The following is an 18,785-nucleotide window of genomic DNA, read 5'->3' as shown; positions in this document are numbered from 1 at the left end:
CGGGAGTGATTTAGCGGGTCATACCTAGGGATGAGACAGCAGCTCCTCCACCGAGACCACGCCATGAGTTAGGGCATACAGCACGGCATGCACACGGTCGCGCGAGCTGGTCTTAGTAAGAATATGGCGCACGTGGGTCTTGACCGTGGCCATGGACACGAACTCGCACTCCGCGATTTCGGTATTCGAATACCCCAGTGCCATCAGCTTGAGGACGTCCAGCTCGCGTGGCGTGAGATCTTCGGCCGGAGGGGCGGTAGCTGCTGCCGCAACAGGGGTGGCATGTAAATCGGGCTGTGCTGCAGACTGTTCGCTGCGCAGTTGCTGCAGCACCTGGGCGGTAATGCGCGGTGAAAGGACGGCCTCGCCGGAATGTACGGTACGAATAGCGGCGAGGAGTTCCTCCGGTTCGACGTCTTTGAGCAGGAATCCAGAGGCCCCAGCGGAAATTGCTCCGTGGACAAAATTCTGGTCATCGAAGGTGGTTAACATAATGACCTGGGTGTCCGGGAATTCCGGCAGCAGCCTTTCTGTGGCGGCGATGCCATTGACGCGGGCCATCTGGACATCCATAAGCACAATATCGGCAGGTTGCGCGCGGGCGAGGTCGAGGACTTCATCGCCATCGGAGGCCTGCCAGGCAACGTCCAAATCCTCTTGGGAGCCAAGGAGCATGGCGAACCCGGCGCGCACGAGGGGCTGATCATCGACTAGGCCGATACGGATGGGGCCAGCGGGCGCACCTGTTGGCTGCTCAGGGTTAGTCATTGGGTACCTCCACGGTAATAAAGAAGTGTCCATCCTCGGTGCGGGTAGCAACGCTGCCGCCATAGGCCTTGACACGCTCGCTCATTCCAATAAGTCCGTAGCCGGGCTTGTGATTATCCGGCATGCGTGCGGCCGGATTTTCGGCACTCAATACTAGGCCGTTTCCAGTAGAGCGGAAACGCAGTACTCCCCTTTTATCACGCGAATGCTTGATCATATTGGTCAAAAGTTCTTGCACCACGCGGTAGACGGTGAATTGGTAGAGTTCGTCGCTTTCGGTCGGCAGGTCCTCCAGCCCGTGCACGGTGATATCGAAACCGGTCCGGCGCGCTTCCGAGATGAGACCGGCAATATCGCTCGCGCCGGGCGCCTTGGTATCGGCGCGGGAATCACCATCTCGCAGCACGGAGAGCAAACCGCGCATCTGTTTGAGGGAATCGCGGGAGGTAGAGGCGATGGTCTCCAAGGCTTCTGTGGCCGCTGCGGGATTTTTGGCGGCGGCGAACCGGGCGCCGTCGGCAAGGGCAATAACGCCCGCTAAATTATGCGCCACGATGTCATGCATCTCGCGGGCAATGCGGTTGCGCTCTACCGCGCCGGCCATCTCCGCACGTTCAATCAGCAGCTGCTGGTCGTCGCGCTTTTTGCGGTCATTGGTGCCCAGCAAGAAGAAAAATCCCATGACCGGCCACGCGATGATAACGACGAAGCCGAAAGCAGGCAGAGGGCCGATGCTGTTGGCATCTTCCAGACCAAAGTCGATGCCATCCATGAGTCTCCGCCCATAAAGGTCCGCTGCAGTGGCCGCCAAGGTGCCTAAGGCAATCCACCCTATCCAGAACCGTTGTAAGCGCTTGGGTGAATGTGCACCTATAAGAAATACGCAGTATGCAACTGGGAAGAAGTGAGCGTTACCCATGGCAGCCAGCGGGGTAAAGATACACACCGTTAGTATTACTGCGATGAAGCCAATGGCGTACTCCTTGAGCTTGGGGTGCAGCCATAATGCTAGTGGAATACCGACTGCATAAAGCACGAGGACCAACATTTGGAAAGGCGAGGATCCATCAATAACACCTTCTGCCACCCGCACCGAAGAAGTCCAGAAAAACAGCGGAATGAGAATTCTCCACGGTGGGCCTACCCACGCGCGAAGTGCATCGGGCCATAGCTTCTTCATGACCTTATAGGCTAGCGCAGGCTTTAGGCTATAGTCCTCATCCCTGGGGCTGACTAGACTGGCGGGCATGCAGCACGAGTTCTTTGAGGTTGATGTTTTTGCCACGGGTGCCTTTAGCGGCAACGCCCTAGCGGTGATAGCCGGCGCCGATGGGCTTAGCGCCCAGCAGATGCAAGCAATCGCGAACTGGACCAACTTTTCTGAGACCACCTTCTTGCTCGAACCTCACGACGCCCGCGCGGACTACCGCGTGCGCATTTTCACCCCGTACGAAGAGTTTGATTTTGCCGGCCACCCCACGCTGGGTAGCGCTGCCGCGTGGCGGGCGCTGGGCAATAGCCCGCAGTCGGAGGGAACTATCGTCCAAGAATGCGGCGTGGGCTTGGTAACCGTCCGCCAAGAGGGCGAAGTCTTTTCCTTTGCTACCCCGCCGCTGCGCCGCGAAGAACCGCTGAGCTCGGCGGAGCTAGAGGAGGCCTGCGCTGGGTTGGGGCTAGATAGCGCGGATATTGTGGACCATGGCTGGGTGGACAATGGCCCGGGCTGGCGCCTGCTTCAATTGCGCGATGCCGCGGCGGTGCGCGCGGTGAAGCCCCAGGTTGAGCGCCCCAAGGTCGGTGTTGTGGGCCTTAATCCCAACGCCGCAAAGGGCGAGTCGGCCTATGAGGTTCGGGCCTTTACCACGCAATTCGAAGACCCAGTCACCGGTTCTTTCAATGGCGGCGCCGCGCAGTTTATGCGCTCGCGAAACCTGGTGCCAACGCGTTATACCGCAACACAAGGCAGCCAGATAGGCCGAGCGGGCGAAGTATTTATCAACGATGACGGCACGGATATCTGGGTAGGCGGGCGCGCCCATATTCGCGTGCGCGGAACACTGGAGGTTTAAATGCAGCTACACCACGATTTTGCCCAACGCCTTCCCCACTTGGTTCGCCCTACCGAGGGCGAAGAGCAGCCGAACCCAGAGATGGTCATCCTAAACGAGGAACTGGCCAGGCAGTTGGGCTTTGACCCGGACTGGCTGCGCTCCTCCGAGGGAATCGAGTTCCTCACGGGTCGCGCGGGCGGACACGCCATGGCCTATTCTGGCTTCCAATTCGGTGCGTTTAATCCGCAGATGGGAGACGGCCGCGCCATGCTTTTAGGCGAGGTGGAAAATGACGGCCAGCTGTGGGATCTCCATGCCAAGGGAACTGGGCTGACCCCCTTTTCCCGCCCAGGCTCTGATGGCCGCGGAACGCTTTCTTCCATGCTGCGCGAATACCTAGTTTCCGAAGCCATGCATGCCTTGGGCGTGCCCACCACCCGAGCACTAGCGGTAATCTCCACCGGCCGGCCCATCCAGCGCGGCCACGTACAGCCCGCCGGAATTGTGGTGCGCGTGGCTGCGAGCCATATCCGGGTGGGCACCTTCCACCTAGCCGCGCAGACGGATTACACACGTCAGCTGGCCGACTACGCCATCGCCCGCCATTATCCCGGTTGCGACTACCGGGACTTTTTCCTCCAGCTGATGGATGCACAAATTCGCACTGTATCCCAGTGGATGCGCTTAGGCTTCATCCATGGCGTGATGAATACGGATAACACCACCATCTCCGGCGAGACGATTGACTATGGACCGTGTGCCTTCATGGAGTCCTATTCCCCGAGCACGGTATTTTCCAGCATCGATACCCAAGGCCGCTATGCCTTTGGCAATCAACCCTCCATCCTGGGATGGAATCTAGCGCGCTTGGCGGAGTCCCTCCTGCCGCTCTTTGACTTGGATTTGAATAAGGCCATGGATTTTGCTCAAGAGACAATAAATGGCTTTGCAGATCGCTTCGAGGCCCAGCGCAAGGCAGACATGGTAGCAGCATTGGATGCCTCTCCAGACATCCTCTCTGCTTATTCCGCTGCTATGCAGCTCAACGGCCCAGATATTACGCTGGCCCACCGCGCTCTTGCCGACGCCGCCGCGGGCCACCCCACCCCCGCCCGTGAGCTTTTGCCCGAGGGAGACTTTTTGGATGAGTACCTAGCGTCCTCGCCCGATCCCTCCCGCGTCAATAGCGCGATGCCGCGGGTTATCCCGCGCAACCTCGCGGTGGAAGCTGCCCTTAACGCTGCAGAACGCGGGGACATGAGCCCCTATCAAGAACTCCTCCACGCGGTAACCCACCCGTGGGAGCCCAACCCCTCATTCGAATCGCCGGACCCCAATGGCTTGGAGGGATACCTCACCTACTGTGGCACCTAGCTGCTGTTCACCGAGCCCAGACCGAATAACCCCCTGTACCGTCTCGGTGCGGTACAGGGGGTTATCTAGGAAGAAGCTGGTTCTAGCGGTCTAGCTTCAAGGTCTTCTGGGTGTACTCCCACATCTCGTCATAGAGCTTTTCATCGTTGCGCAGCTTGATGCCATAAGACGGAACCATCTCGCGGATCTTATCCGCCCAATCGATCATGTGCTCGCCGAAGCAACGCTCCAGCAGCTCCAACATGACGGCAGGGGTAATGGATGCGCCCGGGGATGCACCGAGCAGGCCGGCGATATTGCCCTCCTGGTTATTGACCAGGGTGGTACCGAACTCGAGGGAGCCGAACTGCGGGGCACCTGCAGGCTTGATCACCTGGACGCGCTGGCCGGCGATGACGGTCTCCCAGTCGCTTTCCTTTGCCTCCGGGACGTACTCGCGCAGGGTCTCAACGCGGTCGGAGAAGTTCTTGCGTACCTCGTCTACCAAGTACTTGGTCAGGCCGAACTCCTGGACGGCAACGCCAAGGTAAGAAGTGATGTTATCCGGGCGGATGGACTTAAATAGGTCCAGGTAGCTGCCCTTCTTCAGGAACTTCGGGCTCCAGCCGCCGTAGGGGCCGAATAGCAGGCCCTTCTCGCCGTCGATAACGCGGGTATCCAGGTGAGGCACGGACATTGGCGGGGCGCCCACAGCAGCCTTACCGTAGACCTTCGCCTGGTGCTGCTCGATAAGCTCCGGGTTCTTGGAACGCAGCCACAGACCGGATACTGGGAAGCCTGCGTAACCGGCAACTTCCTTCACCTTGGCCTTGCGCAGCAGATCCAAGGCATAACCGCCAGCACCCACGAAGACGAACTTAGCCTTGACTACCGTGATGTCACCGGTGTGCTTGTTCTTGGAATAGACCTTCCAGGAAGAGCCATCGCGCTTGATGTCGATGACCTCATGTCCGTAGCGGATCTCGGTGCCGGAGGCCTTAGCCGCGGTCAGGAACTGCTTGGTCAGCGCGCCGAAGTTAACGTCAGTGCCGGCATCGGTCCAGGAGATGGCTACCTTATTGGAGAAATCACGGCCCTGCGCCATCAGGGGCAGCTTCTCCGCAAAGACAGAATCATCAGCGGAGAACTGCATGCCTGGGAACATGTGCTTCTCGCTCAAAACGTCATAGCGACGCTTAAGGTAGTCAACCTGGATTTCGCCCTGTGCGAAGGACACGTGCGGAACTGGGTTAATAAATTCGCTCGGGTCGGTCAGAATACCGTTGTTGAGCTGGTGAGACCAGAACTGGCGAGACTTCTGGAACTTCTCATTAATCCCCAGAGCCTTGGAGATATCAATGCGACCATTCTTCTCCGGGGTGTAGTTCAGCTCGCACAGTGCGGAGTGGCCGGTACCGGCGTTATTCCACGGGGAGGAGGACTCCAATGCGGGGCCGTCGAGACGCTCAAAGACCATCTGGGTCCAGCTAGGCTCCAGCTCGCGGATCATTGCGCCCAAGGTGGCGCTCATGATGCCGGCACCAATAAGTGCTACGTCGACCTCGTCTACAACCTGTGCTGTCTTCTTAGCGGAGGACACTCTGTTATTACCTCTTCAAATAGAAAATAGATATCCATCGGCGCGGTCTACGCCTTGACTTATAGCGCTTAGCGCCCCGCGCCACCATCGTTGCACTAAGACAACCTGGCAGTGCGTCACGCATTAAGGCCTTACTCTACGCTTTTCTTATCCAATTTGGGGTTTCTCCCCCAGACCAGTGGCAAAAATGTGGGAATTTCCGCCCCCACTATCTACACCCCAGCACCAGCACCATAAATCCTTTATTACACCTAGAATCGAGGCATGGTTACACACTCCCCGGTATGGGGCCCAGACAAACTCGGCCCCGACTATGAAGCTGCCACCATTGACTTGGGCGCAGACCCCGACGGCGAGGGCAACGTGGTCACCACGCTGGTGCACTACGCGCCCCAGCAGGCGGGCGATGCGGCACGCGAACCATCCGCTGCCTCATCGCGCCCGGCATTGGTGTGGCTACACGGTATGACCGACTATTTCTTCCACACCCACGTAGCCGAGCACTTTGCCGCCCAAGGTTATGACTTTTACGCTGTCGATCTGCACAAGTGTGGTCGCTCGCGCCGCTCCGGCCAGTCATGGCACTATGTATCGGACTTGGCGTTCTACTTTGCTGACCTCACCGCTGCACTCGATGCCATCCCTAATGATGAGGTTATCTTCATCGCTCACTCCACCGGTGGCCTCATCGCCCCGCTATGGATGGATCATCTGCGCCGAACCGACTACGAACGCCACCAGCGCTTGAAGGGGCTCATCCTCAATAGCCCGTGGCTCGACATGATGGGCGTACCCGGCCAGGTTCTTACCCCGCTCAAACCGCTGTTGTACGCACTTGGCCGCATCGTCCCCAGGACTCCCCTGCCCGGTGGCAACTTCACCGCCTACGGCGAGTCTGTTCACCAAGATTTCTACGGCGAGTGGGAATTTGACCTCCGCTTTAAGCCACTGGCTGGCCATAAGAAGTATGTTGGCTGGCTAGCCGCAGTATTCCATGGCTTTGATGCCATCCATAGCGGTCGTATCGATGCCGGCGTACCAATTTTGACGCTGCAGTCCACTCGCACTCAACTGGGCCGGCCTTATTCCGATAGCGCGAACCACGCGGATGTCATCATCGACGTTGCCCAAACGCGCCGCTGGGCAAAGGAACTAAGCGCTCACTACACCTTGCACCCCATCAAGGGCGCTAGGCACGATGTTTTTCTATCCCTTCCGGATCCGCTGCAAGAGGCCTTCAACGCCTGCGATGAGTGGTTGCCCACCGTCTTAGATTCCGCTAAACCCGTCCAGTAATTTACTCCCTATATATAAGGAATAAACGTGACTTCTTCACACCAGAACCGTACGCCCGCGGCCGAGGAACATTTTGACCTCATCATCATCGGCACCGGCTCCGGAAACTCCATCCCTAGCCCGGAGTTTGATGACCAAAAGATCGCCATCATTGAAAAGGGTACTTTTGGCGGTACCTGCCTCAACGTGGGCTGCATTCCCACTAAAATGTATGTCTATGCCGCCGATATCGCCTTGGCCGCGCGCGAGGCCGGCCGTCTAGGCCTAGATGCTCAGGTCAATAGCGTGGATTGGGATTCCATCGTGGACCGCGTCTTCACCAACCGCATCGACCAGATTGCCAAGGGCGGCGAGCAGTACCGCCGCGGGGAGGAAACCCCAAATATCACCGTATTTGACGAGCACGCCCGCTTTATTGGCCCGAAGACTATTCAGACCGGCGAACATGTTATCACTGGCGAGCAAATCGTCATCGCGGCCGGCTCCCGCCCGGTCATTCCAGAGGTCTATGCCAAGTCTGGCGTGAAGTACTACACCAATGAAGACATCATGCGCATGGACCATCAGCCACAAAGCCTCATTGTGGTGGGCGGTGGCTATATCGCCATGGAGTTTGCCCATGTCTTTGACGGGCTCGGCACGGAGGTCACCGTGGTCAATCGCTCCGAGACTTTGCTGCGCCACCTTGATGATGATCTATCTAGTCGCTTCAATCAGATTGCTCGCGACCGCTTCGACGTCCGCATTGCCAATGGCACCCAGCTCGAGAAGACCGACAAGGGAGTGCGGTTGGAGCTAGATGATGGCACCTCTATTGAGGCAGAGGCCATTCTGGTTGCCACTGGGCGCACCCCCAATGGCGATCAGATGGATGTGGATAAGGCAGGCATTGAGCTGCTTGCCGACGGCCGCGTAAAAACCGATGAGTTCGGCCGCACCACTGCCGAGGGCGTATGGGCGCTTGGCGACGTCTCTTCGCCGTACATGCTCAAGCACGTAGCCAATGCCGAGATGCGCTCCGTACAGCACAACCTGCTGCACCCAGAAGACCTCCGCCCGCTCCCCCATGACAATGTCCCTGCCGCCGTCTTTACCCACCCGCAGATCGCAACGGTGGGCCGGACCGAAAAGCAGGCTCGCGAGGAAGGCTTCGATGTCACCGTCAAGGTGCAGAACTTTGGCGATGTTGCCTACGGCTGGGCCATGGAAGATAAAACCGGTATATGCAAGCTAGTGGCAGACCGCGCTACCGGGCAGCTTCTCGGAGCTCACTTGATGGGACCGCAGGCTTCTACCCTCATCCAGCAATTGATTACCGCGATGGCCTACTCGTTGGACATGCGGGAGTTCACCCGCAACCAATATTGGATTCACCCCGCGCTACCAGAAGTAGTGGAAAACGCCCTTTTGGGACTGGAGTGGCAAAAGTAAATTGTTACGTGACCTTTCTCACACATACCCAGATTTTTCCCAGCTTCCAGGGCATATTCCCATTTCACGCCAAGGAAGTCACATTCGTGACTGCAGGAAATTCACCACCTTTTAGGGACACACATTAATTTAATGGATGAAATTCCGGTCTTTGACGCGCAAAAGGACAAGGGTTTTACTAGATTCACTGGGGGCACCGGCTCGAGCCAATACGAACACGGCTACCGCGTGTTTCTGTATGTTCCCTGCACATTCAATAACACTTTGGTTTCCCAGTGTGGAAGCCTTGCAAGTACGACTTTTAAGGAATTTTGATATGCGTATCCGCAATGCAGCTATCGCTGGCGCAACCGCTCTCGCCGTTGCTTTCGGCGGCACCACCGTTGCCGTAGCAGCAGAGGGCCCCTCCTCCGCTGAGGCTACCCAGACCACCACCGCTAACGAGGGCTCCTCCCATCAGGCTTCCTCTAACGAGAGCCAGAGCTTCCCTAACAAGGTTGACCAGGACCTCCAGCTTGAAGGCGAGAAGCCAGCTGACGGCACCAAGATCTTCGGCTCTTCCAAGGACTTCTCCGAGCAGCCGGTATGGGCTAAGGTTCTGTACTCCCTGACCATCCTGGGTGGCATCGGTGCAGTTCTGGGCGGCGTCATCGGACCAGTCGTCAACTTCATCAACCACGGCCCTTCCTTCTAAGCAACAGCCCTACGGCTTCATCACAACTTCCGAAAGGTAAATTTCACAATGCGTAACTTCCGCACTGCAGCCGTTGCTGCTGCTACCGCTGCTACCGTCGCTTTCGGCGGCGTCGCTGTCGCTTCCGCTGAGGACACCACCAACGATCGTGCTTCCTTGGGCGAGAACCTGTCCTCCGTCATCAAGGACACCAAGGATGACAACGGCGAGTACGAGACCTTGTCCTCCAAGATCGGTGCTAACGCTGACAAGGATCAGCAGGTAACCGGCCACGCCCTCCTCGGCGAAGAGAAGGACAAGGACAACCCTCGCTGGGGCGAGATCTGGCGCGACGGCACCGTTGCTCTGGGCATCACCTCCATTGTCGGCGCAATCATCGGCGCTTACAACTACGCCGTTTACACCGGCATCGTCCCGCAGCACATCTTGGACCCAATCTTCCGCCGCTAATTATTAGCCGCAGATTGGCTCTAGATAGCTAGGGCTTGCAGGGGCCCCGTTTTAAGAACGGGGCCCCTTTGCTATGTGCAGCTACGTGCTGAGTGCTGATGCCTTGCGCGGGACGTCGGCAAGCAAAGTACGCAAAAGGCCGCCTCCACTTCCCCGCTTGGGGTCGTGGAGGCGGCCTTCGTTAGCGAAGCTTAGTCCTCATCGGGGATGGTAAGGATTTCGTTGCCGTCCTCAGTAATGACGAGGGTGTGCTCAAACTGGGCGGTGAACTTGCCGTCCGTGTTTTGGACGGTCCAGTCATCATCCCAGATCTCGTAATCCAGCGAGCCAAGATTAATCATCGGCTCGACGGTAAGCGTCATACCCGGCTCGAGGATATCGCGGTAGACGGTCGAGTCATGGTGCAAGACAACTAGGCCGTTGTGGAAAGTCGGGCCGACGCCGTGGCCGGTAAAGTCGCGCACGACGTTATAGCCAAATCGCTTGGCATAAGACTCGATAACTCGACCGATGACGTTAATCTCACGGCCAGGCTTTGCAGCCTTAATGCCGCGCATCGTGGCCTCTTTCGTGCGCTCTACCAGCAGGCGGTGCTCCTCGGAGACATCGCCGGCAAGGAAGGTAGCGTTATTATCGCCGTGCACCCCGTTCTTATAAGCGGTGATATCGATATTGACGATGTCGCCATCTTCAATCACGGTGGTGTCTGGGATGCCGTGGCAGACAATCTCATTAAGGGATACGCAGCTGGACTTAGGGAAGCCACGGTACCCCAGCGTAGAAGGGTAAGCGCCGTGGTCACACATGTATTCGTGTGCCACGCGGTCTACATAATCAGTAGTTACCCCCGGCTTAACGGCCTTTCCAGCCTCCTTGAGGGCGTTGGCCGCAATCTTGCAGGCCTCGCGCATCTTCTCAATGACCTCTGGGGACTGGACATAGGGCTCGCCAATGCCCTCTTGTACCTCATCCTTCCACACGTACTCTGGGCGCTCAATGCTTTCCGGAACGGTGAGGATCGGAGTGGGCTTGCCTGGCTTTAGCTTTCCTCGATTACTCATGGTTTCCCATGGTAGTCCTCTCCACCGCGAACGCGGGAGCCGGGGTCCTGCGGCGGGGTTGCAGACGCAGCGCGGCGACTATCCCTCGGCCGGCGGCGCTGCCCCTTCGTGCGGACCGGAGCGGTAGGCATCGACCTTCTGCAAGAAATTGCTGGTGATATTGACCGAGGCATCGGAGCCGCCACCCAAAACCACGAGGGTGGCAAAGGCAATATCATCTTCTTCCCGGTAGCCGGTAAACCAGGCGTGCGAGCCTTCATTGATTTCCGCCTCACCGGTCTTGCCATAAATGGTGCCGTCAGCAGCCATGCTGCGCGCGGTACCGCTGGTGACCACTTGGCGCATCATGGCACGGACATTGTCCAGCACGAGCTTGGGAATCTGCTGCGGTTTATCGGATGCTTTGGTCTTGTGCCCCTCGATAAGCGTCGGTGTAGGCGTTTTGCCGTTGGCAACCGTGGCAGAAACAAGGGCCATGCCAAAAGGACTTGCCAAGTCGTAGCCCTGACCATATCCGGATTCAGTGCGTTCCAATGGCTCCTTTCCGTCTGGAATAGAGCCAGTGATGGTCGTCAACCCGGGGATGTCGTACTCAACGCCGAAGCCAAACTTCTTGCCCATATCCTTCAACTCACCAGGCTTGAGCTTGGTGGAGATATCCGCAAAGGTGGTGTTACAGGACTGCGCGAAGGCTTGGCTAAGCGGAACACTGCCCAAAGAAAAGGAATTGTAGTTGGTCACTACGCGGCCATAGATATCCATAGTGCCCGGGCACGGAACGATGGTATCGGTATTTAGGCCCTGTTTGTCCACGCCAGCCGCAGCGGTGAGAATTTTGAAAACAGAACCGGGTGGGTACTGGCCTTGGAGGGCGACGTCGCCGTCCTCATCAGCCTTCTCGGTTTGCGCTACGGCCAAAATATCGCCATTGGAAGGTCGGATGGCTACGAGCATTGCCTGCGAATCGGCACGCTCGTTTACCGCTTCTTGCGCGGCGCGCTGCACATCGTAATCGAGACCAACCTTGATCGATGGCGCAGCATTGGGATCATGCTTTTCGACGTCCGAGAGTGCCGCACCATTTTCATTGACCACAGAAATGGACCAGCCAGTTTGACCATCGACCTCGTCTTGGACCGCAGAACGCACGCGCGACATGAGATCGGGCGCAAGACCGCGGTCGCGGGTAACCAAGGCTGGCTCCTCGTTGAGGCGCACGCCGTCCATGCCCTCCACCTTGGGACGCACAGCCTTGGCTTGGTCTTCTGTGAACATAGTTACGGAGAAAGAACCATCCGCATCCTCTAATTTCTTGGCCAAATCCTTGGCATCAATCTCCGCAATTGAATCGTCCTGGCGATGGGCGGCTGCCAACGCGCCGCTAATCTTTGCCGCGGTAGGGCGCACATCCTCTAAGGAGCTGGTATCTACCACCAGACGATAGTTCAGCCCTGGGCTCATCAATTCCACTCCATTGGAAGAGACCACGCTGGCACGCTTTGCCTCCAATGCGCGCAGTTCCAAGTGCTGGTTTGCGCCCAAGTCTGGGTGGATAAGGCTCGGCTTCCAGCGCACCGTCCACTCATCCTCGGTCTTAGTAAGCGTCATCTGCGTGTCATAGCTCAAGGTGCGTTCCTTGGGCAGATCCCAGGTGACCTTGTAGTTCGCCGTAGCGAGGTTCTCGTCTTGATCGACACCTTCTAGCTCAATATCGAGCCCCTCGGCCTGCAGGCCGGAGTAGGTGGCGTCGAGGGCAGCGGTGGCGTCAGAGGGGGAATCGGTAAGCGCGGCCAAACCGTCGTTATTGCGAGATTCCATCCCTTCGAGGAATTCCTCCGCCACCGGTTCTGCAGATACCGGCTTCGGGGTACAAGCAACCACGCTGGTGGAAGCGAGCGTGATAGTTGCAACCAGCGCGACCAACTTCTTCATGTCTTGGCACTCTAGCAGCGCAAGAGCTAAAAAAGACTGCCCCACACCGAAGTGCGGGGCAGTCTACTTAATGTGGGTGGATTACTGGGTTACGCGAACCTCAGCCTTAGCGCCTTCCACGGCCTCCATGCCCTGCTCATCGGCAATGCGCATGGCTTCTTCAATGAGGGTTTCTACAATCTTGTCTTCCGGCACGGTGCGAACGACCTCGCCCTTGACAAAGATCTGGCCCTTACCATTGCCGGAAGCAACGCCGAGGTCAGCATCGCGTGCCTCGCCCGGGCCGTTGACAACGCAACCCATAACGGCAACGCGCAGCGGGAACTCCATGCCCTCCAAGCCAGCGGTAACTTCCTCTGCCAGCTTGTAGACGTCCACCTGAGCGCGGCCGCAGGAAGGGCAGGACACGATCTCCAACTTGCGCGGGCGCAAATTGAGCGACTGCAAGATCTGGTCGCCTACCTTGATCTCCTCTACTGGCGGCGCGGACAAGGACACGCGAATGGTATCGCCAATGCCCTCTGCCAGTAGCGCGCCGAAGGCAACCGAGGACTTGATGGTTCCCATGAACTTCGGGCCTGCCTCGGTCACACCCAAGTGCAACGGATAGTCAGTCTTTTCCGCCAGCTGGCGGTACGCCTCCACCATCAGGACAGGGTCGGAGTGCTTGACGGAAATAGCGATATCGCCGTAGCCGTGCTCCTCAAACAGGCCAGCTTCCCAAATGGCGGACTCGACGAGTGCCTCCGGGGTGGCTTTGCCGTACTTTTCCAGCAGGCGCTTATCCAAAGAACCACCATTAACGCCGATGCGGATAGGAATGCCGGCATCGCCTGCAGCCTTAGCAACTTCCTTCACGCGACCGTCGAACTCGCGGATATTGCCCGGGTTAACACGGATGGCGGCACAGCCGGCATCGATGGCTTGGAAGATGTACTTAGGCTGGAAGTGGATATCCGCAATCACCGGGATGGGCGACTTCTTAGCAATGGCCGGAAGTGCTTCCGCATCGATGGGCTTAGGACAAGCCACACGCACGATATCGCAGCCGGAAGCGGTCAGCTGCGCAATCTGCTGCAGTGTGCCATTGATGTCGTGCGTCTTCGTATTGGTCATCGACTGCACCGAAATTGGTGAGTCAGAGCCGACACCGACCGGGCCCACCTGCAACTGCCGAGTCTTACGGCGCGGGTGCAGTACTGGTGGCGGGCCGTCTGGGATTCCTAGACCGATGGGGGTCGACATGAATTCTCCTTGTTGAAGCACAGAAATTTATAAGGTGGGTGATTAACGCCCCCACTCTAGCACTGCTTGCTTTATGCCTGAAGTGCGCGCTGTGGGGACACGGCTGCTAACCAAATAGCCGGATAGGGTTAACTACATCGGCGACGATAACGATGACGCCGACGCCCATCAGCAGTGCGGCCATCACATAGGTCACCGGCATCAACTTGGTGTAATCGGCCGGGCCCAAGGCCGGCTTGCCCGCGAGCTTGCGGATGCCATCGCGCAGCTTTTCATAGATGATGACGGCGATATGCCCGCCGTCGAAAGGCGGCAGCGGAACTAGGTTAAATAGAGCGAGGAAGAAGTTCAGCGTTGCCAGCATCATAAAGAACATCGACCACAGGGAACGCTCCGCCAATTCGCCGCCCACACGGGAAGCGCCGACAACGGACATCGGGCCGTCAGCTTCGCGTTCGTGACCAAAGATGGAGGCCACCACGCCCGGCACCTTGCCAGGAAATTGCTTGAGGCCATCTACCGTTGCTTCCAACGAGTAGGTACTAAACCGCCACGTTGCTGGTAGCGCGTCAACAGGGCCGTGCTTTTCGACGACGTCGATAAGCTGATTGCTCAACCCGATAGAGCCGGCATCTATAAGTTCTCCGTCCTTATTGAGCCGCTTAACGGTATCCAGGTGGACTGGGATGTCTTTATCTTTTCCATCGCGCTCAACTGTCAGCGTGATGGTGTCACCAGGACGCTGCATTACCTCATCGCGCAGCTGGGTAAAAGAGTCTATCTTCTGGCCCTCGAAGGCGACGATGATATCGCCCTCCCGCACACCGGCCTTTCCGGCGGGGCCTGGACCCGTACACTTTTCCAGCTCTTGGTTCGGCTTCTGATTGGCCGAGCAGGTCACCTCGCCTACGCGGGGGCGCACATCGGCATCCGGGTTGGGCAGGCCAGCCGTCATCGCGACAAAATAGAGAATGACAAAGCCCAAAATCAGGTTGACGACAATACCGCCGGCCATCACAATAATGCGCTGCCACCATGGCTTTTTATACATGGCGTGGGGTTCTTCGTCCTCGGTGAGGAATTCATCCTGGGCAGTCATTCCGGCGATATCGCAAAAGCCGCCCACAGGGAAGGCCGCCAGCCCGTATTCAGTGTGCCCCTGCCGGAAGGAAAATACGCGCGGACCAAAACCGATAAAGTAGCGGCGCACGCGCATACCAAAGGCACGCGCGCTAAGCATATGGCCTGCTTCATGCAGCGCTACGGTAAGCCCGATGCCAAGGGCGAAAAACACAATGCCCAGCAAATTTGCCATGGTGTGAAAAGCTTTCTAATCAGCCAGCGAATCAATCAGCGCGTTCGCGCGCCTGCGCGCCTCGCCTTCTACTGCGAGGATTTCATCGAGGCTAGAGACTACACCAGCAAACTCAGAAGCGGAATCAAGGACCTTGCCCACTACGTCCACGATTTCTGGAAAATGGATACGCCTGGATAAAAATGCGGCCGCCGCTTCCTCATTGGCCGCGTTATAAATGACCCCCGTTCCCTCGGCCGCGGCGCGCCGGGCGAGATCGACGGCGGGAAAGGCGGCATCGTCAAGCGGCTCAAAGCGCCACTCATGCGCCTGCGCAAAATCTAAGGAAGGCTGCGCACCCGGCACGCGGTGCGGCCAATTCAGCGCCAGCGAAATCGGCAGCTTCATCGACGGCGGCGAAACTTGGGCGATGGTGCAGCCATCTTTGAAAGTAGCCATAGAGTGAATAATGGACTGTGGATGCACGGTGACATCGATACGCTCAGGGTCGATGTCAAAGAGCAGCGTCGCCTCAATGAGCTCCAGACCTTTATTCATGAGCGTTGCTGAATTGAGGGTATTCATCTGGCCCATAGACCAGGTCGGGTGCTGCGCCGCCTGCTCTGGGGTCACGTCCCACATCTCTTCGCGCGACCAACCACGGAAGGGACCGCCTGAGGCGGTAAGAACAAGCTTATCCAGCTCCCCTTCCTCGCCGGCGCGCAGACACTGCGCCATGGCGGAATGTTCCGAATCGACGGGAATGATTTGACCAGGGCGCGCGGCCTGGGTGACGAGCGTGCCACCGGCGACGAGGGATTCCTTATTGGCCAAGGCCAAGTACTCCCCCATCTCCAGCGTCGCTAGAGTGGCTTTAAGGCCGAGGGATCCCACTAGAGCATTGAGCACAGTATCGGCCGGAGTCGAACGCACTAGGTTCTCTGCAGCATCGGCGCCACTTAATACCGAACCGCCTAAGGCAGCGGAAACCTCGGCAGCAGCATCCTCTTTAGCCACTGCAACGTGGTCAAACGAAAGGTTGAGGCGACGAGCCTGTTCAATGATGAGCTGCGGGTTGGAGCCGCCCGCCGCGATTCCCACTACCTCGAATTTATCGGGATTATCCGCAATAACTTCCAGAGCCTGCGTGCCGATTGAACCGGTGGAACCAAGAATGAGTATTCGCTGTGTAGTCACCCTTCCACCCTAGCGCCCATCACCACGGGGCGGGCATGGCAGGTAACCAGTACTGCGGCGGGGGTGTTTAATCGCCATCTAAGGCGCGATGATTTAGAATGTGTAGCAGACAAATGGCATTGGTGTGCCCGCACGCCCATCGCGCAGACGGGCATACGCAGAAGCGAAGGAGAGCAAGTGTCTTCCCACAAGCCGGTACCGCAGGTATATGACGGTGTTTCTACTGAGGACGTCCCATCCGCAGGATTCGGTTGGTCCCGCATCAGCCGCTCGGGCGTGCAGATCGCCGGTTGGATTTCCGTTCTCTTCTTGATCGCCTACCACTTTGGTAATCACAAGGGCCACGTTGAGACTGTCTGGCTCGTCGTACTGACTGTCCTGCTGGTAATCGGCCTGCTCATTCATGCTTTCCAGCCTAAGCTGCACCAGGTGCGCACCGTGACCGCCCGCAACCAGCCGGTGGGCCACCAGGAGCCAGACTGGGTCTACGACCAAAAGACCAACACCGGTGTGTACGCCGAGCTGAGCGATTCCCAGCTGCGCGCGCTGAATATCGAGCCTTCCCGCGTTTCTCACCTGCGCGTTGAGCCAGGCACTAACAACGCCACCCCGGTTTCCTCCAGCAAGCACGCGCTCTAAGCTTTCAGCACACTTTAGCTACCGCCGCCCTTCCCCGCGAAGGTCGGCGGTTTCTTTTTGCCTCCGCTTGCCGACGCCTCTCCCCTTACTCAGCGCTCACTCTGCTGGGTGCTGCCCTGCCCACACCCACCCTTAGCAAGAGCGCGGTGTGGGCGATACTTGCTAAGAAGCGCCCGAGTTTTAAGACACCCAGTGGCCCACCTTGGCGTAGATCTCGGGCAGGGTGTTATCGACGCGCTTGCCACTGACCCGCAGTGCGAGGACATAACACGCAACAGGCACGGCTATGACGAGTACAAACCCCAGCGCGACCAGCACCATGTTCGAGCCGTAGCCGATAGCCATTGGGATGACGCCTGGGATGATGGGCGTCCAGCCAATAAACAAACTCAAAATAGCGCTTAAGAAGGCGCTAGCCGAGTAGCCGGATTTATCCGCCCACATATTCCCGCCAGGCCGCGCGGTGGCAAAGGGATTAAAGGTGGTGAGCAGCAATGACAATCCGGCGGAAGAAATGAAGATTCCCAGGGCAGCAACCTCCAAACAGGCAGTGAGAGCTTTATCCGCACTTAGCGCAAAAAGCAGCATCGCCGTGAGCACAACAATTATGGCTGAAAGCACCACGTGCGCCCAGTGCCGCGCGTAGAGCAGCGTGCGCGGACGAACTGGGGCGGCCATCTTTACCCACAGGCTTGGACCGTCATAACCAAAATCATTGGTGGCGACGATTCCGCCTATCAGCCCGAGGAATAACAAACCTACTGAAGATAAATCGGAGTCAGTAGCAAAGCCCTGGATAATCAAGACGACTGCCAGAATTGGCTGCACGATAATGCTGCCAATAAGGCGGGAGTCACGGAAAATATAGCGCAGCGAGCGCGTAAATTCCATGGCAGCAGGGCTGCTATAGGAAAAGGAACCAAGGGAAAAGCGGCTTATCCCCTTGGACTTCTCACGGTGATTGCGTGCCGACGGGGAAACCGTACGGTGCTCGAATTGCCGCCGCAGCAATTGATGCCACGCCCACACAGCTACGCCCAGCGTTACTACGGCGATGAGAAATTGTGCGCAGGCTTCCACCATTTCGCCCTGAGCAAGCGCAAGCGCCCAACCCACCGGTGCTCCAACAGGCGTCCACGCTAATCCTTCACCTACCGTTCCCAAAGGGAAGTCAGAGCCCGCGAGGGAAGAAAGTTTAGTCGAGCCGAAGATAAGCACGAACACCGCCACCGAGCCCAAGGCCTTAAGCTTCGTGGAACTAAGCTCCGCGACAGTTGACCCGACATGAACCGCAAGATCCACCAGCACCAGCGTCAGTACAAGGGCGAAAAGCATTCCTAGACAGAAAGGCAAGATGAACAATGCCTTCCCGTTTGCCGCCAGGATCACGCTTCCGGCCACCGCATAAGCAATGGACAGCAAGACTGAGACCGGGGCACGCAGATTAAGCACCGAGGCGATAGCGAGTGCCGGTGTGATGTCTTTCAGCCGCAGCGGAAACGCGGAAAGCTCGCGGGCAGATAGCTGGTTCTCTCCGCTGGGCATGATGAGGGTGATAACGATGAAAGCCAGCGTGCCAAGACCAGGGGCCACGGTTAAGGCTTGCACGTTCCCAGTTCCGGTGGAAATATCTGCCGCAGCAAGAGCGGCGAGCGATGCTAGCCCGATGAGTCCATAGAGCAAAAGGCAGATCGGGATCATAACCGCTGCAGCATTCGCTTTAAGGCTTCGCACCCATAGTGTGCGGTGCAGCTTGAGAAGCGTCGAAGTCATT

General features: G+C 57.9%; 16 protein-coding genes. 7 read left to right on the top strand and 9 right to left on the bottom strand.

The features are described 5' to 3' along the window. Nucleotides 1-24: 24 nt before the first annotated feature. Together WMP97_RS01315 and WMP97_RS01310 are read right to left on the bottom strand one after the other, a co-directional pair. Nucleotides 25-768, bottom strand: a complete 744-nt coding sequence (locus tag WMP97_RS01315; RefSeq protein WP_023021322.1) for a response regulator — start codon at nt 766-768, stop codon at nt 25-27. Beyond that, a complete protein-coding gene (locus tag WMP97_RS01310; RefSeq protein WP_023021321.1) occupies nt 761-1,948 on the bottom strand; it encodes a sensor histidine kinase in 1,188 nt (395 codons plus the stop codon). The genes WMP97_RS01315 and WMP97_RS01310 overlap by 8 nt, the downstream gene beginning before the upstream one ends. 67 nt (nt 1,949-2,015) lie before the next feature. Between WMP97_RS01310 and WMP97_RS01305 the strand changes: the two genes are divergently transcribed. Both WMP97_RS01305 and WMP97_RS01300 read left to right on the top strand, forming a co-directional pair. Continuing rightward, nucleotides 2,016-2,837: a PhzF family phenazine biosynthesis protein gene (locus WMP97_RS01305; protein WP_248098767.1), complete on the top strand. Its 822-nt coding sequence runs from the start codon at nt 2,016-2,018 to the stop codon at nt 2,835-2,837. Next, nucleotides 2,838-4,193, top strand: coding sequence for a protein adenylyltransferase SelO (locus tag WMP97_RS01300; protein ID WP_248098769.1), 1,356 nt, complete (start codon nt 2,838-2,840; stop codon nt 4,191-4,193). Nucleotides 4,194-4,275: 82 nt separating this feature from the next. On the opposite strand, the gene mqo is transcribed toward WMP97_RS01300, so the two are convergent. After that, on the bottom strand, nt 4,276-5,772 hold the full coding sequence (gene mqo, locus WMP97_RS01295) for a malate dehydrogenase (quinone) (RefSeq protein ID WP_248098775.1): 1,497 nt from the start codon (nt 5,770-5,772) through the stop codon (nt 4,276-4,278). 264 nt (nt 5,773-6,036) lie between these two features. On the opposite strand from mqo, the gene WMP97_RS01290 reads away from it, so the two are divergent. From WMP97_RS01290 to WMP97_RS01275, 4 genes are all read left to right on the top strand, one after another. Beyond that, nucleotides 6,037-7,068: an alpha/beta hydrolase gene (locus tag WMP97_RS01290; RefSeq protein WP_248098782.1), complete on the top strand. Its 1,032-nt coding sequence runs from the start codon at nt 6,037-6,039 to the stop codon at nt 7,066-7,068. A 27-nt stretch (nt 7,069-7,095) separates the two neighbouring features. Then, nucleotides 7,096-8,499: a mycothione reductase gene (gene mtr / locus WMP97_RS01285; protein WP_316328828.1), complete on the top strand. Its 1,404-nt coding sequence runs from the start codon at nt 7,096-7,098 to the stop codon at nt 8,497-8,499. A gap of 316 nt (nt 8,500-8,815) precedes the next feature. Further along, nucleotides 8,816-9,193 carry a hypothetical protein gene (locus WMP97_RS01280; protein ID WP_248098786.1) on the top strand — a complete coding sequence of 126 codons (378 nt, stop codon included), beginning with the start codon at nt 8,816-8,818 and terminating at the stop codon, nt 9,191-9,193. A 48-nt stretch (nt 9,194-9,241) separates the two neighbouring features. Next, on the top strand, nt 9,242-9,643 hold the full coding sequence (locus WMP97_RS01275) for a hypothetical protein (protein WP_248098788.1): 402 nt from the start codon (nt 9,242-9,244) through the stop codon (nt 9,641-9,643). Nucleotides 9,644-9,834: 191 nt separating this feature from the next. Here WMP97_RS01275 and map read toward each other — a convergent pair whose 3' ends face one another. From map to dxr, 5 genes are all read right to left on the bottom strand, one after another. Next, a complete protein-coding gene (gene map, locus WMP97_RS01270) occupies nt 9,835-10,704 on the bottom strand; it encodes a type I methionyl aminopeptidase (protein ID WP_238799681.1) in 870 nt (289 codons plus the stop codon). 78 nt (nt 10,705-10,782) lie between these two features. Further along, nucleotides 10,783-12,636, bottom strand: coding sequence for a penicillin-binding transpeptidase domain-containing protein (locus WMP97_RS01265; protein WP_248098790.1), 1,854 nt, complete (start codon nt 12,634-12,636; stop codon nt 10,783-10,785). Nucleotides 12,637-12,717: 81 nt separating this feature from the next. After that, complete coding sequence (ispG, locus tag WMP97_RS01260; protein ID WP_023021310.1) at nt 12,718-13,881, bottom strand: flavodoxin-dependent (E)-4-hydroxy-3-methylbut-2-enyl-diphosphate synthase; 1,164 nt, start codon at nt 13,879-13,881, stop codon at nt 12,718-12,720. A 106-nt stretch (nt 13,882-13,987) separates the two neighbouring features. Further along, on the bottom strand, nt 13,988-15,196 hold the full coding sequence (locus tag WMP97_RS01255) for a M50 family metallopeptidase (protein ID WP_248098791.1): 1,209 nt from the start codon (nt 15,194-15,196) through the stop codon (nt 13,988-13,990). A 15-nt stretch (nt 15,197-15,211) separates the two neighbouring features. Next, complete coding sequence (gene dxr / locus WMP97_RS01250) at nt 15,212-16,372, bottom strand: 1-deoxy-D-xylulose-5-phosphate reductoisomerase (protein ID WP_200288927.1); 1,161 nt, start codon at nt 16,370-16,372, stop codon at nt 15,212-15,214. 177 nt (nt 16,373-16,549) lie between these two features. Here dxr and WMP97_RS01245 point away from each other — a divergent pair, with 177 nt between their 5' ends. Beyond that, nucleotides 16,550-17,011 carry a DUF2631 domain-containing protein gene (locus WMP97_RS01245; RefSeq protein WP_023021307.1) on the top strand — a complete coding sequence of 154 codons (462 nt, stop codon included), beginning with the start codon at nt 16,550-16,552 and terminating at the stop codon, nt 17,009-17,011. 180 nt (nt 17,012-17,191) lie between these two features. On the opposite strand, the gene WMP97_RS01240 is transcribed toward WMP97_RS01245, so the two are convergent. After that, the gene (locus tag WMP97_RS01240; protein ID WP_340439642.1) at nt 17,192-18,784 is read right to left on the bottom strand and encodes a hypothetical protein; all 1,593 of its coding nucleotides are present in this window, start codon (nt 18,782-18,784) and stop codon (nt 17,192-17,194) included. Nucleotide 18,785 lies beyond the last annotated feature (1 nt).

This window comes from Corynebacterium sp. KPL4072, assembly GCF_037908395.1.
In the GTDB taxonomy this organism is placed as follows: Bacteria; Actinomycetota; Actinomycetes; order Mycobacteriales; family Mycobacteriaceae; genus Corynebacterium; species Corynebacterium kefirresidentii.
Note: the sequence above shows the minus strand (reverse complement) of the source record. Positions and strands in the feature narration are given on the sequence as shown.

Coding starts and splice junctions, on each gene's coding strand:
- WMP97_RS01315 (WP_023021322.1), bottom strand. CDS start 768: ATGACTAACCCTGAGCAGCCAACAGGTGCGCCCGCTGGCCCCATCCGT.
- WMP97_RS01310 (WP_023021321.1), bottom strand. CDS start 1,948: ATGAAGAAGCTATGGCCCGATGCACTTCGCGCGTGGGTAGGCCCACCG.
- WMP97_RS01305 (WP_248098767.1), top strand. CDS start 2,016: ATGCAGCACGAGTTCTTTGAGGTTGATGTTTTTGCCACGGGTGCCTTT.
- WMP97_RS01300 (WP_248098769.1), top strand. CDS start 2,838: ATGCAGCTACACCACGATTTTGCCCAACGCCTTCCCCACTTGGTTCGC.
- WMP97_RS01290 (WP_248098782.1), top strand. CDS start 6,037: ATGGTTACACACTCCCCGGTATGGGGCCCAGACAAACTCGGCCCCGAC.
- WMP97_RS01280 (WP_248098786.1), top strand. CDS start 8,816: ATGCGTATCCGCAATGCAGCTATCGCTGGCGCAACCGCTCTCGCCGTT.
- WMP97_RS01275 (WP_248098788.1), top strand. CDS start 9,242: ATGCGTAACTTCCGCACTGCAGCCGTTGCTGCTGCTACCGCTGCTACC.
- map (WP_238799681.1), bottom strand. CDS start 10,704: ATGAGTAATCGAGGAAAGCTAAAGCCAGGCAAGCCCACTCCGATCCTC.
- WMP97_RS01265 (WP_248098790.1), bottom strand. CDS start 12,636: ATGAAGAAGTTGGTCGCGCTGGTTGCAACTATCACGCTCGCTTCCACC.
- ispG (WP_023021310.1), bottom strand. CDS start 13,881: ATGTCGACCCCCATCGGTCTAGGAATCCCAGACGGCCCGCCACCAGTA.
- WMP97_RS01255 (WP_248098791.1), bottom strand. CDS start 15,196: ATGGCAAATTTGCTGGGCATTGTGTTTTTCGCCCTTGGCATCGGGCTT.
- WMP97_RS01240 (WP_340439642.1), bottom strand. CDS start 18,784: ATGACTTCGACGCTTCTCAAGCTGCACCGCACACTATGGGTGCGAAGC.